Consider the following 16,001-nt stretch of genomic DNA (forward strand, 5'->3'; position numbering starts at 1 on the left):
ACAACAAACCCGGCCCCCCCCCGGTGGGCGCCCCGGGCGCGCGAGTTATGGCTTTTGGGTTGGGTTTGGGCCCACATACACGGGGTTGTGGGCGCCCCCAACCACACCCAGTGGACATCAACTCACCAACCGCGTCTCACAGTCCGGTGGCGGCGGCGCGTTTGCGGCTGAGTGCGTCGACTCCCGCGGCGACGGCGAGGATCGCTCCGGTGACGACGAATTTCACGCCGGCGGTGTAGCCCATCAGACCCATGCCGTTGTCGATGACGGCGACGACCGCGCCGCCGAGCAGGGCGTCGAAGGCGCGGCCCTTGCCGCCGAAGAGGCTGGTGCCGCCGATGACCGCTGCGCCGACGGCGTACAGGAGGGTGTTGCTGCCGCCGGCGTTGGGGTCGACGGATGTGGCGCGGGAGGCGGCGATGACGCCTCCGATTCCGGCCATCGTCGAGCAGATGACGAATCCTGCGATACGTATGCGGGCAACGCTGATGCCCGCGCGGCGGGCAGCCTCGGCATTGCCGCCGACGGCGTAGATGTGGCGGCCGAAGGCGGTTCCGTTGAGGACGTAGGTCCAGATCACCAGAAGGATCAGGACGATGACCACGACCACGGGGATGCCGCGCAGAGAGATGATCGCGGCGTTGCGGGAGCGCTCCATGTTGAGGAAGAAGACGGCCAGTCCGCCGATGACGGCGACGGCGGCGACGCGCAGCACGGTGATCGGAACGGGTTCGGTGACCAGGTTCTTGCGGACCCTCGTGGCGCGGCTGGCGATCTGGGCTGCGCCGTATCCTCCGACGCAGAGGGCCAACAGGAGCCAGCCGAGCACCGGGGAAAGGTTGTTGTTGTCGATGGCGACGATGGTTTTGTCGCGGATGGCGATGTTGCCGCCGTTACCGATGATGAGCAGGACGACGCCTTGCAGGGCGAGGAAGGCGGCCAAGGTGATGACGAAGGAGGGGATGCCGACCTTGGCGACCGAGAGCCCGATGATGAGTCCGATGACCGCACCGGTGCCAAGGCCGGCCAGGAGGGACAGCCACCAGGGCTGGCCGTGTTCGGCCATGAGCTTGGCCATGACGGCGGCGCAGACGCCGGAGCCGAATCCCGCGGAAAGGTCGATCTCGCCGAGGAGCAGGACGAAAGCCAGGCCCATGGCGATGACGGCGACGGGTGCGCCCTGGGTGAACAGATTGGCGAAGTTCGCCCCGGAGAGGAATTGCGAGCGCAGTACGGAAAAGGTCACGCACAGCGTGACCAGTCCGGTGATCGCGGGCAAGGCACCCATGTCACCGCCGCGCACCCGGGCGGCGTACTGCAGCAGCGACCCCCTCAGCTCGGTCAGGGACGAGGGAGCGTTGCCGTTGTGCTCGGGGCGACGGCCATCCTTCCCTGCTCGTCGCACGCGGGCGCTCTCGTCGATCTCACTTCTGGTCATCGCAGGCCCTCCGGGCGCGTGTCGGCGGGGTTCTGGCCAAGGCGTCCGGTGGTGATCAGTTCAACGACCTGACCGTGGGTGACGTCACCGGCGCGGACTTCGGGAACCGACCGGCCAAGGTAGAGGGCACAGATCCTGTCGCTGACGTGGAGGACGTCGTTGACGTTGTGCGAGATGAGCACCACTGCCAGACCGGCGTCGGCCAGGCGGCGAACGAGTTCCAGGACCTGTGCGGTCTGGGCGACACCCAGGGCGGCGGTGGGTTCGTCGAGAATGACGACGCGGCTGTTCCACAGGACGGCCCTGGCGATGGCGACGGTCTGGCGCTGGCCGCCGGACAGGCTCGCGACCTTCTGCCGGACGGATTTCACGGTCCGCACCGACAGGGCGGCCAGTGTCTGGGCCGCCTGCTCTTCCATCGTGGCCTCGTCGAGGCGGAAGCGTCCCTTCTTCTCGCGGCCGAGGAACATGTTCCCGACGATGTCGAGGTTGTCGCACAGCGCCAGGTCCTGGTACACGACCTCGATACCGAGCGCCGCGGCATCCTTCGGGGAGTGCAGGTGGACGGGCCGGCCCTCGAAGAAGTACTCACCCGAGTCGATGGGGTGGATGCCGGCGATGCACTTGACCAGGGTGGACTTGCCCGCGCCGTTGTCGCCGACCAAGGCGGTGACCTGGCCGGGGTAGACGCGGAAGTCAACGTCGTGCAGCACCTGTACGGGGCCGAAGCCCTTGTTCACGCCGCGCAGTTGGAGCAACGGGGTGTCCGGGGAATGGACGGTCAACAGGATCTCACTTTCAGGTCGCGCCCGTCGTGGCGGAACGCGCTGTGGGAGCGCACGGACTGGCATGGGCCACCTCCGGCCGCCTGGGGGGCAGTGTGGCCGGAGGTGGCGGTCAGGAGCGCCGAACGGGGGACAGCGCGGGTGCGGTCGGGAGACGTGTGACCGGAGGCTCAGGAGACGCCGGCGGCGGTGCAGGCCGCGGTGAACGCGGCGGTGCAGAGCTCTTCCTTCTTGACGAAGCCGTCCTTGACGACGTCCGTGATGTTGGCTTTGGTGATGGCTTCCGGGTCCAGCAGTACGGAGGAAACCGTGCGCTTCCCCACCGGGTCCTCGATGCTGTTCGGAACCGAAGGCGCCTTGCCCGAAGCCAGCGCCACGGCCAGGGCGGAGGCGGAGTCGGCCTCCTTCTTGACGGCCTTGTAGACCGTCATGCACTGGTCGCCCGCGAGGATCGACTGCAGTGCGCTGACCTGTGCGTCCTGCCCGGTGACGGGGACCTTCCCGTTGAGGTGGTTCTTCTTCAGGATGGCGATAACGGAGCCGCCGAGGCCGTCGTTGGCGGAGAGCACCCCGGCGATCTTCGGCTGTGTGGTGAGCATCTGCTCGAAGATCGTGCCGGCTTGCTGGTTGTCCCAGCCGGGCACGGACTGGTTGGGACCCTTGACCAGAGTGCCGTCGGCATACAGGGGGTCGAGCACGGAGTTGTAGCCCTGTGCGAACAGCGTCGCGTTGTTGTCGGTGGGAGATCCGTTCAGCTCCGCGACGATGGGTTTGGAGACCTTGTCCCGCTTCAGGCAGTCCACGAGCCCCTGCCCCTGCAATTTGCCGACCTGCACATTGTCGAAGCTGACGTAGTACTTGGCGGAGCCGCCGAGCGTGAGCCGGTCGTAGTCGATCGTGGCGACGCCCTGGGCGGCGGCCTTGGCCTCGATCGCCTTGCCGGAACCGGAGTCGAGGTTGGTGAGGATCAGGACCGTGACGCCGGAGGTGATCATCTGGTCGGCGATCGTCTGCATCTGGGAGGCGTCGCCCTGGGCGTTCTGGATGTCGTACTTGATCCCGGCCTTCTTGAACGCGGCGGCCAGCAGGGGCGCGTCGTCGTTGGCCCATCTGGCAGAGGACTTCGTATCGGGCAGGATCACGCCGATCTTCCCCTTCGCAGCGCCGCCGGGGGAATCCGAGGAAGCCTCGCCGGAGCTGCTCTTTCCGCACGCGACCACGCCGAGGGCGAGGACAGCGCACAGTCCGGCGGCAGAAGCACGCGTGCCGAGTGAGGGATGCATAGCGGTTCCTTGTCTGAGGTAGGGCGGTGCAAGGTTGGACTGCGCCGTAAGCGCGAGTTGGAGAACATGGCGTCGCCGTAGACCAGCAGGTGGACGGTCCCGGAGTCGGCCGATGGCGACGAGCCGCCGCCGGCACCACAGGCCCCGTCGCGCCGATCATCAGGGCGGACGCCGCGGCGATGGCGCCGAGCCTGTTGGCCTGTTCCGGAACGCGCCATTACGAACAGCGGACAGATGCTGTCTCAGGCTCGGATCGATCGAAGGTTTCGATGATAATCTCGAATGTCGTGGGGGAATCTATGCAAGCCCCCAGGAGCCGTCAAGGGCTTGGACGGTCACACCTCATGGAGCGGCGCCTTGATCCAGGGGCTACCATCCGTGCCGTGAACTCTTCGGCGGCAAGGAATCCGCAGGAACGATCGGCAGAGGTGGTCCCGGTGACGGTGGCTGCGACGCTGGCCGAGATCGCACGTGAGGCAGGAGTGTCGGCTCCGACTGTTTCGAAGGTTCTGAACGGTCGGGCGGATGTGGCGCCCGCGACCCGCGAGAAGGTCGAGGCGCTGCTGCGCCTGCACGGCTATCAGCGCCGTCGTGGTCACCAGTCCACGCAGTTGCTGGAGCTGGTCTTCCATGAGCTGGAGAGCTCCTGGGCGATGGAGGTCATCCGCGGCGTCGAGAACGTCGTGCGCGAGGAAGGGCTGACGGTGGTGCTCTCTGAGTCCTCGGGGCGCCTGAGCCTGGGGCAGTCCTGGATGGAGGGCGTGCTCGCACGCCGTCCGACCGGGGTGGTGTTGGTGCTCTCCGGGCTGGACAAGGACCAGCAGGCGCAGCTCACGAGCCGCAAGATCCCTTTCGTGGTGATGGATCCGGCCGGCGATCCCGGCCAGGACGTCCCCGCGGTGGGTGCCACCAACTGGCAGGGTGGCCTGGCCGCGACCCGGCACCTGCTGGAGCTCGGTCACCGGCGGATCGCGGTGATCTCCGGTCCCAGCCGGATGATGTGCAGCCGCGCCCGGGTCGACGGCTACCGGGCGGCACTGGAGATGACCGGCATCGCCTACGATCCCGAACTCGTCCGCGAGGGGGACTTCCACCACGAGGCCGGCTACAGCGCGGGCCTCGAACTGCTGCGCCTGCCCGACCGCCCGACCGCGGTGTTCACCGGGAACGACCTGCAGGCCCTGGGGCTGTACGAGGCGGCCCGCGAGCACGGCCTGCGCATCCCCGAGGAGTTGAGCGTGGTCGGTTTCGACGATCTGCCCCTGGCCCGCTGGGTCGGACCGCCACTCACCACCGTGCGCCAACCGCTCACCGAGATGGCCGAGGTCGCCACACGCATGGTGATCGACCTGGCCCGCGGAAACCGCCCCAGCACCCTGCGGGTGGACCTGGCGACCACCCTGATCGAACGCAGCAGCACCGCACCGCCGCGTCCCGGGCGGTGAGGCTCCCCCCGCCCGGGGTGCCGCGTCGCCGGCGCCGCATCAGTGACGCCCCGGTGCGACGTGAGGTCTGCCCGGACCATTGACGCACCCTCGCGCTCGCCCTAAAGTCACCGCTGGCATTCGGAACGGTTATCGAAACTTTCGATGCGCCAACGGCCGCCGCCCAGCCGACGAACCGACATGCGCCCGAACCCGTTGAACACGGACAGTGATTCATGGCCAGGGCCGCCACCAAGCTCGATGTTTCCCTCTGGCCCGACAGGGGTCCGCGCCGCAAAGTGGACCGAGCCGTCGGTCGCCCTCGCGGTCCAGGCCCGCGCCCTTCTCGGTGCCGGGCAGCTCGAACTCCGGTCCCCGGCGCGTGGATCCGGCGTAGTGGGTGGTCCGCACCCCGACTACGCACCCGGGATGCAGCCCTGACGACCCGCGTGGTGATCGGTAGCGCAGGGTCGCGGAAGGGAGGTCGGTCGATGGCGGACGGGGTCGGGGAACCCCTGAGGCAAACCCCTCCTCTCAGCGGGCGGGTTGCGAAGCGTTGAAGCGCTTCGACGCTGTCACTGGCGCCTTGAGGCTGCCAATGTTCCAACAACGGGAAGGTTCCCTTGAGTTCTCCCTCTTGTTTCGCGAGAAATATGTCATTAGCGTTCGCCGCGAAGTGAAGCGCTTCGACGCACCGAGGGAGAAGGGGCCGTCATCACCAACGAGTTGAACCGGAGCAGTACCGTCGGCACAGCCGCCTCCGTGGCCGGGGCTGCCGCGCTGACTCCTCCCCCGGCGCCGCCAACCGGGTCGGAGGCCTGGTGATCCGGCCGGACGGCCTGAGCTTCCAGGCGTACCGCAAGATGCTGGGCGACGCGACCGTGCGCACCGCGCTGCCGGTGAGCCATGGCATCAACTGTCGAACTGCCGCAGCCGAGGCGGCGACAACTACAGGTTACCGGCGGTACGTTCTCGCAACCCTCCCTACTGCTCAGGAGTTCCCCTTCATGCGCCGTCTTCTCACATGCCTCACGGCCGCGGCCATCACATGCGGCGGGTTAGTCGCGACCGCGTCCCCCGCCGCTGCCGCGGACCCGCTCTCCGGCTCCTTCAGCACCCTCACCTACAACGTCGCGGGTCTGCCGGCGATCCTCTCCAGCGCCTCCACGCCCCGCGACACCAGCACCTCCGCCATCGGCCGGCGCATCGCGCCCTACGACATCGTGCACGTCGAAGAAGACTTCAACTACCACTCCTACCTCTACGCGGCAGACAGCGCGCACGCCCACCGCACCCCCTCCAGCGGGGGCGCCGGCATCGGAAGCGGGCTCAACACCCTGTCGAAGATGCCTTACGACGAGGACGACTTCGAGCGGGTGCACTGGAACTCCTGCCAGATCGACTCCGGCGACTGCCTGACGCCCAAGGGGTTCACCTTCCTACGTGAACGGCTGGCGGAAGGCGTGTACATCGACTTCTACAACCTGCACACCAACGCGGGCACCAACGACGGCGACCTGGCCTCGCGCGCCGACAATCTCAATCAGCTCACTGCCTTCATCAACGCCCGCTCGGCCGGCAACGCCGTCGTGGTCATGGGCGACACCAACACCCGCTACACCCGTAGCGGCGACACCATCGCCGAATTCGCGGCCGCCAACGGCCTCACCGACACCTGGGTGAAGCTCATCCGCGGCGGCACCCCGCCTGCCAAGGGCAGCGACGCCCTCGTCTGCGACCAGACCGGCCCCACCGTGCCCAACACCTGCGAGGTAGTCGACAAGATCCTCTATCGCGGCAGCAAACTCCTGTCGCTCAACGCCACGTCCTACGACAACGAGCACGCCACGTTCCTCACCGATACCGGTCTCATGCTGTCCGACCACGACCCGATCGCGGTCGGCTTCTCCTGGTCGCGCAATGCGGACTTCCAGCTCAGCGACCAGTTCGGCGGACCGCACGGTGACCACTACACCGACATCGATGCCGTACCTGCGGGCGCCCGCCCAGTCAGCCTCTCGCTGCGCAGCGGCTCCCGCGTCGACAGCGTCGGGCTCACCCTCGACAACGGCAAGGTCCTCACCCACGGCGGTACCGGCGGCACGGTGTCGTCCCTGACCCTGGGCAGCGGGGAGTACGTCACCTCCGTCCAGCTGTGCCAAGCCGAGAAGGACGGCCACACCCGGATCTTCTACGCCAAGTTCAGTACCAACCTTGGCAGGAGCCTGTCCGGGGGAGCCACCACGTCCGACTGCGTAACACGCACCGCGCCCTCGGGATGGCAGCTCGCCGGGTTCCACGGACGCGCCACCAACGAGATCGACAAGCTCGGCTTCCTCTATACGAAGCGCTGAACCACTCCCCTACGCCGGACTCGCGTAACCGGAACCGGACCGGCGGTCGCGCCGCGTGACCCGTCTGCGCCTGACCGAACAAGGCGAGGCGGTCGTCCAAGCCGTCATCGCCACCTCGACATGCCCGGGGTCCGGGGGGCGGCGGACCGCCGGTTGCGCGCCGGCTCAGATGAATCGCCACAGGTGGTCGCTGGTGCCGTTGTCGTCCCAGAGGACGGCCTGGGCGCCCTGGGCCGTGGAGGCGCCGGCGACGCCGAGGACGCGGCCGCTGTTGGCGCACTGGATCCTGAAGGCGTCGCCGCCGCCGTGGCGCAGCCGCCACCGGTGGTCGGCGGAGCCGTTGTCCGCCCACTGGACGATCCGCCCGCCGTTGGCGGTGCCGCCGTTCTCCACGGCGAGGACCTTGCCGCTGTTGGAGTTGCGCAGGCGCAGGTAGCCGCCGGTGTCGACGACGGCCGTCCAGCGATGGTCGGCGGTGCCGGTGTCGTCCCACTGGACGGCGAGGCCGCCGTCGGCGGTGGACATGTTCTGGATGCCGAGGACCCGCCCGCTGGCGACGTTCTGGATGCGCCTGGCACCGTCGGGGGCGAACTGCCACTGGCTGGCCGCGGCGCCGGTGTCGGAAACCTGCACGGCTGCCGCGCCGCTGGCGGTGGAGTTGCCTGCGATGCCGAGCAGCTTGCCGGTGTGGACGTTCTGCAGCTTGTGATAGCCGTTGCCGGCGTCGACGACGGTCCACCGGTGGTCGGCGGTGCCGGTGTCGGCCCACTGCAGGATCGCGGCGTTGTCGGCGGTGGACATGTCCTTCACGCCGAGGACCTTGCCGCTGTTGAGGTTGCGCAGCCGCAGTGCGGTGCCGTCGACGATGAGGACCCAGTTGTGGTCGGCGGTACCGGTGTCGGCCCACTGCAGAGCGAGGCCGCCGTCGGCGGTGGACATGTTCTGGATGCCGAGGACGAGTCCGCTGGCCGCGTTGACGAGACGGACGCTGGGACTGTCGGTCCGCCAGTAGGCGGTGTAGTTGAAGCCCTGGGCGTCGTGGAACGGGGCGAGGTTGACCTTCGCTCCGTTGGCGGTGGCCGTGAAGGCGAGCGCGGTGCTGCTGGTCCGGGTGATCGAGGCGGCGTCCAGGGCCGGGAGGGAGGACAGTGCGGTGCTGCCGTAGTTGCCGACGAGGACGGCGGGGCCGTAGGTGACCGCCGCGACACCGGAGTTGTCGTTGGCGGCCTGGAGGGCCACCCGCATGGGGAGCTTCACGGTGACGGTGTCGCCGGGGGCCCAGGACCGGGTGAGAGTGGCATAGGTGCCTGGGTTGGCCGTGACGCTCTGGGCGACGCCGTTGACGCTGACGGTGGCGCCCGAGGTCCAGGCGGGGATGCGGACACGCATCGACCACGTCCCGCCGACACTGCCGGCGACCTGGAGCGTCGTGGTGTCGCCGGCCGGGTAGGAGGTGGTCTGGGTGACCGTGATGCCTCGCTGGGTCCAGTTCAGGACGGAGGGGAGGAACAGGTTCACCGTGAGCGTGGTGCCGTCGTGGAAGTAGATGGAGTCCATCAGCTTGGTGTTGGACTCCATGCCCGTTCCCTGGCAGCACCAGAACGTGCCGTAGTCGGTGCTCCAGGTGCCGCCGCCCCAGGCCGGGCCCTTGCCGCGGCGGCCGCCCGGGTTGAGGGAGGTGAAGTACGTGATGTGGCCGTGCGGGTCGTCCGGGTTCTGGGCGCCGATGACATGGTTGAGCAGCGCCTTCTCGTAGAAGTCGAAGTACGAGGCCCGGTCGGGGTCCAGCTGCCACAGTTCCCGGGTCAGCTTGAGCATGTTGTAGGAGTTGCAGAGCTCGCAGGCGTCGGCGGCGAGGTAGCCGGAGATGGCGTTCGGGGCCCGGAAGTGTTCCGCCTGGCTGTTGCCGCCGATGGCGTAGGTGTGTGAGCGGGTGGTGATCGTCCAGGCATTGGTGGCGATGTCGCGGTAGCGGGTCGTCCCGGTGGCCTTGTACTCGCGGACGGCTCCGATCCACTTGGGCACCTGCGTGTTGGCGTGCAGGCCGTCGAGCTGGTCCAGGTTCGCGGCGAGGGGGTCGAAGACAGCGGCATGGTCGAACCGCTGCGCGGCGGTCAGCCAGCGTACGTTGCCGGTCTGCTGGTAGATGTCCGCCAGTACCTCGTTCATGCCGCCGAACTCGACGCCCATCAACGACTGCATCGTGCTGCGGCTGAGTGTGGCGGTGCGTCGGTCGACCCAGTCGGCGAGCGCGAGAAGCACGTCGCGGGCCTGCGTGTTGTCCATGAGGCGCCACGCGTCGAGCAGACCGGCCATGGTCTTGTGGACGCAGTAGTACGGAACGTTGCCGTTGTTCAGGGTGCCTGCTTCGAGGCTGGCGAAGTCGGACTCGGGGAAGCCCGAGAGGTAGCCGGCGGAGAAGCCGGCGGTCGGGTTGTTGATCTGGCACTTGGCGAGTTCGGCCACCAGGTAGTTCGCCTTGTCGCGGCAGGTGGTGTCCCCGAGCGAGGCGTAGGCCTGGGACCACGCCGTGAGGAAGTGGCCCTGCACGTGGGTGCGGAAGGGAAACGACGGGTCGTCCCAACCGCCGGTCGGGGCGCTGGCGTTGGTGGAGAGCCGGTGGTTGGCGCGAAAGTTGTACAGCAGGCGGTCGACGTCGACGAAGCGGAGGTAGGCCAGAGTGCGGTTCTGATTGTCGAGCCATCGACTGCTGGTGAGCCGGACCTGACTCAGGTCGAACGGGAGGGTCGACACTCCGATGTCGGATCTGACGGGAGATGTCACCGCCGCTGCGGAAGCGCGGCCGACGACGGGGCCGGCCGCCACGGCCACGGCCGCGACGCCGGTTGCTTTGATCACGGCACGGCGGCTGAAGGGGTGAACCGGCAAGGTGAACTCCATGGTCATGAGAGACGAAGTCGGGGACTCGGGTTGGTGGGCAGCGCAGGAGGCGCTGCCTGGCGATGCGGCCAACGTCGAGAGGTCGCGTCAGGTTCGCTGCGTCCACCGGCAGTCATGTTCTACTGGGGGACGCGGTCGGTGGTGACGGGTGTCGGGGAGTACGGCGGCCAAGGATTTGCGCACAAGGGGTGGTGGGTTCAACCGACTGCCGCGGGTGGTGCTACAGCTTGCGGAGTTCGACTTTGTCGATGCACATCCAGGCACATCCAGATGCCGGCCCTACCGTCGCAGTACATGGTGATGGTGAAGTCGCAGTCCTTCGCATGCCGCATGTGTCACCTGCCCGCAGGTAGCAGCCGGCGCCCGCATGGCGATTGTTAACGCTCACAATTGGCGTGTCAATACGTTCGACGGCAGCGCTGACAAAGCCCTCCCCCCCACACCGCGCACAGCCCACACCACTCCCCCGTCACGCAACATGACGGGATGACGGGCAACGGTGGAACCGCCGAGATGCCCCGCAGCATCTTCAGCAGCCCCTGGACGGCTTCCGCGGTCAGCGGCGTGCAGCTGCGAGGATGTCGGATCCGCCGCTCCGGTCGCCGCTTGCCGTGCGGGTCTCCCGCCCAGCGGTCCCTGATCAGCTGATCGCCGTCAAACATGGGATGTCCTGTTACGCTCCGGCTCCGGAGATCAGGAAGAGGTTGGACGGATGTCGCTGACCGACAAGGCCATCAGCCGAATCAGAGAGCTGATCCGGTCGGGTGAACTACCGCCCGGGGCCAAACTGCCGTCCGAGCAGCAGCTCGCCGCCGACCTCGGCCTGTCGCGAAACCTGATGCGCGAGGCCGTCAAAGCGCTCGTCGTGGCGCGGGTGCTGGAGATCCGGCGGGGTGACGGGACGTATGTGACCAGTCTCGAACCCAGGCTACTGCTCGAAGGGCTCGGCGCCGCCGTGGAGTTGCTGAGGGGCGACACCCTGCTGGAACTGACCGAGGTGCGCCGCCTGTTCGAGCCGGTCGCCACCGGACTGGCCGCAGCGCGGATCTCCCCGGCGGAACTCGCCGAGGTCCACCGGCATCTGGAGGCGATGCGCGCCGCCCACGACGACGTGGAGCTGCTCAACGAGCACGACTCCGCCTTTCATCGGGCCGTGATCGCGGCCACGGGCAATGCCACCTTGGCCTCGCTACTGGAGGGCATCTCCGGCCGCACCGTACGGGCGCGCGTGTGGCGCGGGGTGGTCGATGACCACGCGGCCGCCCGCACCCTCGCCGAACACGAGGCGATCTACGCCGCCCTGGCCGCCGGCGATGCGTCCCTCGCCCAGGCCGCCGCGCTGATGCACGTCAGCACCACCGAACAGTGGATGCGCGCCCACCTCGGTCGTCAGGACGACCTCGCGTCGGGCGCGCGGCCCCCAGGGTAGTCCGCGTGGCCTACGGCGAGTCCGCACGATCGCGGCCGTCGCCCGCGAGGACGGGAGCGACCAGGCGGCCACCGGGACCAACGCCGACGAACGCCGATCCGTACCGGGTCACGAGCCCGCCCGGCCGGGTTGACCAGGGTGGCCGCGAGCGGGTCGGCGGCGGCGTGGCTCGGTCAGCCCGTGGCGGTGAAGCCGCCGCGGATCGTGGCCGCGCCCCGTGGCCCCGTGGCGTCGACTCGGTAGGTGTCGCCCTGGGCGGCGCGGGTGCCGGCGGCGTGGTTGTACTGTGCGGCGAATTCGTGCCGGCCGGCGGGGACGGTCCTGCCGGGTTTGAGGGTCCAGCGGTAGTGAAGTCCGCCGCTGTCCTGCCGCACTTCGACAGTGAAGTCGGAGGCGGGCAGGGTCTGCCAGGCGCCGGTGCTCTTGACACCGCCGGTCTGCGTGACGCGTAGTTCCAGGGTGAGCGCGGTGAGCGGCCGGGCGGTCTGCACGGTGAGGTCACTCTGCGACCAGAACGGGTTGCCGTGCGGGTCGATGGAGCCGGTCGCGGACAGCGCGCCGTCCTGGGCGATCGGGCCGGTCGATGGGGGTGACGTGCGCGGGCCGGCCGTCGCGGAGACAGGCGGATGCCCCGGATCGGGCGGGGGAACGGGCGCGGTCGTCGTCGGCGGCGCGCTGACCGCCGCCCCGGTCCCAGGCCGGTGGGGTGGCGGGGTCTGGACGATGGCGGCCATGGCGAGGCTGCCGGCCGTGACGGTCCCGAGAGCGATCAGCACCGCGAGCACGATCTTTCTCCAGGACGCGACCGTCCGTTCGCGGTGGCGGGCGCCCGGGGGACGGGCCATGCCGCGCTCCACGCGGGCCAGCATGCGCGCCCGGTCCGGCTGGTGGGCATCGGCGGCCTCCCGCAGACGCCGTGTCAGGTCGTCCATCAGGCCTTCCTCCTCACCAGTTCCCCGGTTGCCCGGTCGCCCAGCAGCCGTGCCAGCTCCGCCATCCCCTTGGACGTCTGGCTCTTGACCGTACCTACGGACACGCCGAGCGCGAGCGCGGCGTCCTTCTCCGACAGGTCGAGCGCGTGCCGCAGCACCACGCAGGCGCGCTTCCGGAACGGAAGCAGGTTCAGCGCCGCCCGCACGTCCACGACCGCGGCCACGTCCGGATCGTCCACCCGCTCCGTGCGCGCGGACCAGAGCAGGGCGATGCGGCGCCGCTCGCGGACCGCTCGGCGGATGCGGTTGCGGGCCATGTTCGCGACGACGCCCCGGGCGTAGGCGACGGGGTGCTCGGCCTGGCGGACGCGGTCCCAGCGGTGCCACAGGGAGAGCAGCGCATCCGCGGCAAGGTCGTCGGCAGCGTCCGAGTCACCTGTCAACAGGTAGGCGAGCCTGGCCAGTTCGGTGTGGTGCTGTTCGAAGAAGCGGTGGAACTGCGCGGCCGCGGACGGATCGTCGAGGAGCATGTCCGTGGCGCGACCTTTCCGCGTCGGTAGCGAAGGAGAGGTGATGTTGAATGGTCAACCTTTATGGCAGCGTATCAGCCGTCGCGGCAGGGCAGCGCGGGGAGAGTTCCCACCGAAGGGCGCAGAACAGGTCACCTGCGTGCGGTTCCGTTCTGCGACCCGGGGGCCGGTGACGCATCAGCCGAAGACGCGCTGTTGGATCTTCTTGCGGTAGTCCTCAAGCGTCTTGTCGATATGAGTGGCAGCCGCGAGCGCGGCCTCCCCCGGGTGGCCGTCCCGGATGGCCTGGTAGATCGCGGTGTGCTCCTCGATGGCACCCATCGCGTGTCCCCCCAGCGTGCCGCCCAGCGCGATGACACCCGACTGCCGCTGCAGTCGCCGCGCCTCCTGGACGGACACCAACAGGAAGACGTTGTGGGCCGCGGCGGCAATCCCGGCGTGGAACGCGTCGTCGCCCTGCTCGAACAGGTCGACGTCGCCGGATGCGAAGGCATGGCGACAGGTGTCGGCGGCCTTCTCGATGGCGCGCAGTTCGCCGGGGGCCGCCCGGACGGAGGCCAGTCGGCTCGCCTCCATCTCCTGGACTCTGCGGAACTCGAAGAGCATGAACAGGTGGTCGAGATTGGCCGGCAGGAAGAACCCGCCCAACCGCCCCGATCCCAGCATGCCGGGGTCGTCGGCGACGTAGAGCCCACGCCCCTTCTGTGCGCGCACCCGGCCCAGTGCGGAGAGGATCTTGACGCCTTCGCGGACCACAGTGCGGCTCGTTCCGAGCCGCGCGGCGAGGTCGAGCTCCGTGGGCAGCCGGTCGCCCGGGCGCAGTCCCAAGGACGCGATCAGTTCGAGCAACTGCTCGGCCGCCACCTCGTACCCGGGCCGGTAGGGAGCCCCCTCCTCCCTGCCGTTCACCGTGCCTCGCGGTGCGTCCGTCACGAGAGCCTCGCTTCCCCGTAGTCGTCATCCTCATGGGTCTGATGCATCTTCCCTCCGACCTCAGCAGGAGAGCAAGAGCCGCGAGAATAAGCCTGCACACTTCTTGACGAAGCAGCGCCGTGCAGGCCTAGATACACGGTAGTTGCTCGCGAACCGGCCCTTGATGTCTCCTATTTATTGGACTCCAGGACTCCTGTTACTGCCGTCCAGGCCGTTCCCTGCCTCGTGCCCATGCCATCGGCCCCACCACCCAGGAGTCGCCGCGATGCACGCTCCCCCCGCCCACCGTCCGGCCGGCCCTCAGCCGCGTGGCCGGCTCACTCTCAGTCGGCATCCGGTCGGCCGGCCGCAGGCCGTTGCATGTATCAGACTTATATGGCCCCGATATCCACATCGTCCGCAAAAATAAGTGTGCACATGGCCTTGACCCGGTCCGGCTGCCGAGAGCTAGATTACGTGCCAAAAGGCCCGCCCCGCCGCAGTCGGCCTGTTGGCGCCGGATGAACTCATGTGTATGACTCATTCTCGGCTGCCCCCTCATCTGTTGCCCTCCTGCGTGGACGGGACGGGCACCACAACGGAGTGGAGAAACCACATGATCGAAACAATCGGCACACGTGGCTGCACACCGAGACCACGCGGCCGCCGTGCACGCGGCGCCCTGATGGCCTCCTGCGCCGTGGTGGCCCTGGTGACCGCCTCGGCCTGCACCAGCGGCAGCACCGGCGGCGCGACCACCACGAAGGACGGCTTCAAGCAGACCGCCCAGGACAGCGCCGGCACGCTGACCATCTGGGTCGACTCGACCCGGCTGGAAGCGGCGAAGCTGTACCAGAAGCAGAACCCCGGCGTGAAGATGGACATCGTCACCTTCGACGGTGACGCCAACGGGTCCAACTACCTCCAGACCAAGGTCCAGCTGTTCAACCGCACCGGCAAGGGCTGGCCCGACGTGGTGTTCAGCTCGCAGAACAACGAGGTCACCTGGGCGGTCGACGCGGGCTTCACCGCCCCGCTCGACAAGGGTCTGGTCCCCACCACGACCCTCGGCAACTTCGCCAAGGGCGCCAACGACGTGTGCACCGTCAACGGCACGCTCTACTGCCTGCGCAACGACCTCTCCCAAGGCGTTCTCTGGTACAACAAGACCCTGCTGGACAAGTTCGGTTACCAGGTGCCGACGACCTGGGAGCAGTACGCGGCCCTGGGCGCGAAGGTCGCCGCCGAGCACCCCGGCTACCTGGTGGGCGACGCCGGCGACTCCTTCACCCCGGAGATCTATCTGTGGGCGAGCAAGTGCGGCGCCAACCAGATCACCGGCCCCAAGGCGGTCACGGTGAACACCACCAGCGCCGAGTGCACCAAGATGGCCCAGCTCATGGACGGCCTCATCCAGAACAAGTCCATGTCGACCAGTGGTGTCTTCAGCACGGACTTCGGCAAGAACCAGGCCGACAAGGTGCTGCTGATGCCCGGACCGGCCTGGTACGGCGGTGCCCTGTTCAAGGGCACCTTCAAGGTCCCCGCGGGTCAGATCGCCGCTGCCCCGGCCCTCCAGTGGCAGGGTGAATCGGCCCCGTCCACCGGCAACGTGGGCGGCGGAACCTGGCTGCTGTCCGCGCACTCCGCCCACCTCAAGGCCGCCACGGACTTCCTGACCTGGGTCACCACCTCCAACGACTACCAGGGCAAGACCGCCCCCGGCTACCCCGCATACGCCCCGGCCGCCGCCACCTGGCTGGCCGCCCAGAAGGCCGGCGGCTACTACGCCAACGACATCACCAAGCCCCTCCAGACCGCCTCGACGCAGGTCTGGCCCGGATGGGGCTCCGGCCAGTTCAGCCAGGAGGCTATTTGGGCGGCCACCGTCAAGCCCGGCCTGACGGACGGCAAGACCATCGTCTCCATGCTCCCCGCCTGGCAGAGCGCGGTCGTCAACTACGCCCAGAGCGACGGATACAAGGTCTCGAAGTGACCGCCGGCACCCCCGCG

General features: G+C 68.5%; 11 protein-coding genes. 4 read left to right on the forward strand and 7 right to left on the reverse strand.

Annotated features, from left to right (window positions below; translation table 11 throughout):
• Positions 1-136: 136 nt before the first annotated feature.
• From AC07DC_RS28260 to AC07DC_RS28270, 3 genes are all read right to left on the reverse strand, one after another.
• The gene (locus tag AC07DC_RS28260) at positions 137-1,438 is read right to left on the reverse strand and encodes a sugar ABC transporter permease (protein ID WP_478917302.1); all 1,302 of its coding nucleotides are present in this window, start codon (positions 1,436-1,438) and stop codon (positions 137-139) included.
• Positions 1,435-2,223, reverse strand: a complete 789-nt coding sequence (locus tag AC07DC_RS28265) for an ATP-binding cassette domain-containing protein (RefSeq protein ID WP_478917303.1) — start codon at positions 2,221-2,223, stop codon at positions 1,435-1,437. Before AC07DC_RS28265 ends, AC07DC_RS28260 begins: the two co-directional genes overlap by 4 nt.
• A 170-nt stretch (positions 2,224-2,393) precedes the next feature.
• Positions 2,394-3,506, reverse strand: coding sequence for a sugar ABC transporter substrate-binding protein (locus tag AC07DC_RS28270; RefSeq protein ID WP_478917304.1), 1,113 nt, complete (start codon positions 3,504-3,506; stop codon positions 2,394-2,396).
• A gap of 344 nt (positions 3,507-3,850) precedes the next feature.
• On the opposite strand from AC07DC_RS28270, the gene AC07DC_RS28275 reads away from it, so the two are divergent.
• Both AC07DC_RS28275 and AC07DC_RS28280 read left to right on the forward strand, forming a co-directional pair.
• Entirely contained in the window at positions 3,851-4,951 is a 1,101-nt protein-coding gene (locus AC07DC_RS28275; RefSeq protein ID WP_478917305.1) for a LacI family DNA-binding transcriptional regulator, read from the forward strand.
• A gap of 986 nt (positions 4,952-5,937) precedes the next feature.
• Positions 5,938-7,284: a jacalin-like lectin gene (locus AC07DC_RS28280; protein WP_478917428.1), complete on the forward strand. Its 1,347-nt coding sequence runs from the start codon at positions 5,938-5,940 to the stop codon at positions 7,282-7,284.
• A 165-nt stretch (positions 7,285-7,449) separates the two neighbouring features.
• Here AC07DC_RS28280 and AC07DC_RS28285 read toward each other — a convergent pair whose 3' ends face one another.
• On the reverse strand, positions 7,450-10,185 hold the full coding sequence (locus tag AC07DC_RS28285) for a beta-L-arabinofuranosidase domain-containing protein (protein WP_478917306.1): 2,736 nt from the start codon (positions 10,183-10,185) through the stop codon (positions 7,450-7,452).
• A 712-nt stretch (positions 10,186-10,897) separates the two neighbouring features.
• Here AC07DC_RS28285 and AC07DC_RS28290 point away from each other — a divergent pair.
• Positions 10,898-11,614 (forward strand): FadR/GntR family transcriptional regulator, encoded by a 717-nt coding sequence (locus AC07DC_RS28290; protein WP_478917307.1) that lies wholly within the window; start codon positions 10,898-10,900, stop codon positions 11,612-11,614.
• A gap of 173 nt (positions 11,615-11,787) precedes the next feature.
• On the opposite strand, the gene AC07DC_RS28295 is transcribed toward AC07DC_RS28290, so the two are convergent.
• The 3 genes from AC07DC_RS28295 to AC07DC_RS28305 all read right to left on the reverse strand — a co-directional run bounded on the left by AC07DC_RS28295 (position 11,788) and on the right by AC07DC_RS28305 (position 14,009).
• Positions 11,788-12,546: a hypothetical protein gene (locus AC07DC_RS28295; RefSeq protein ID WP_478917308.1), complete on the reverse strand. Its 759-nt coding sequence runs from the start codon at positions 12,544-12,546 to the stop codon at positions 11,788-11,790.
• Positions 12,546-13,076, reverse strand: a complete 531-nt coding sequence (locus AC07DC_RS28300) for a SigE family RNA polymerase sigma factor (RefSeq protein ID WP_478917310.1) — start codon at positions 13,074-13,076, stop codon at positions 12,546-12,548. Before AC07DC_RS28300 ends, AC07DC_RS28295 begins: the two co-directional genes overlap by 1 nt.
• Before the next feature lie 177 nt (positions 13,077-13,253).
• Positions 13,254-14,009: a FadR/GntR family transcriptional regulator gene (locus AC07DC_RS28305; protein WP_478917311.1), complete on the reverse strand. Its 756-nt coding sequence runs from the start codon at positions 14,007-14,009 to the stop codon at positions 13,254-13,256.
• 664 nt (positions 14,010-14,673) lie between these two features.
• Between AC07DC_RS28305 and AC07DC_RS28310 the strand changes: the two genes are divergently transcribed.
• Positions 14,674-15,984 (forward strand): ABC transporter substrate-binding protein, encoded by a 1,311-nt coding sequence (locus AC07DC_RS28310; protein WP_478917429.1) that lies wholly within the window; start codon positions 14,674-14,676, stop codon positions 15,982-15,984.
• The last annotated feature ends 17 nt before the right edge of the window (positions 15,985-16,001 follow it).

This window comes from Streptomyces sp. NPDC045021, assembly GCF_056432645.1.

What these genes read in the sequence shown, in the direction of transcription:
- AC07DC_RS28275 (WP_478917305.1), top strand. Translation starts at nt 3,851, where the DNA reads ATGGAGCGGCGCCTTGATCCAGGGGCTACCATCCGTGCCGTGAACTCT.
- AC07DC_RS28310 (WP_478917429.1), top strand. Translation starts at nt 14,674, where the DNA reads ATGGCCTCCTGCGCCGTGGTGGCCCTGGTGACCGCCTCGGCCTGCACC.
- AC07DC_RS28290 (WP_478917307.1), top strand. Translation starts at nt 10,898, where the DNA reads ATGTCGCTGACCGACAAGGCCATCAGCCGAATCAGAGAGCTGATCCGG.
- AC07DC_RS28270 (WP_478917304.1), bottom strand. Translation starts at nt 3,506, where the DNA reads ATGCATCCCTCACTCGGCACGCGTGCTTCTGCCGCCGGACTGTGCGCT.
- AC07DC_RS28260 (WP_478917302.1), bottom strand. Translation starts at nt 1,438, where the DNA reads ATGACCAGAAGTGAGATCGACGAGAGCGCCCGCGTGCGACGAGCAGGG.
- AC07DC_RS28280 (WP_478917428.1), top strand. Translation starts at nt 5,938, where the DNA reads ATGCGCCGTCTTCTCACATGCCTCACGGCCGCGGCCATCACATGCGGC.
- AC07DC_RS28300 (WP_478917310.1), bottom strand. Translation starts at nt 13,076, where the DNA reads ATGCTCCTCGACGATCCGTCCGCGGCCGCGCAGTTCCACCGCTTCTTC.
- AC07DC_RS28295 (WP_478917308.1), bottom strand. Translation starts at nt 12,546, where the DNA reads ATGGACGACCTGACACGGCGTCTGCGGGAGGCCGCCGATGCCCACCAG.
- AC07DC_RS28285 (WP_478917306.1), bottom strand. Translation starts at nt 10,185, where the DNA reads ATGGAGTTCACCTTGCCGGTTCACCCCTTCAGCCGCCGTGCCGTGATC.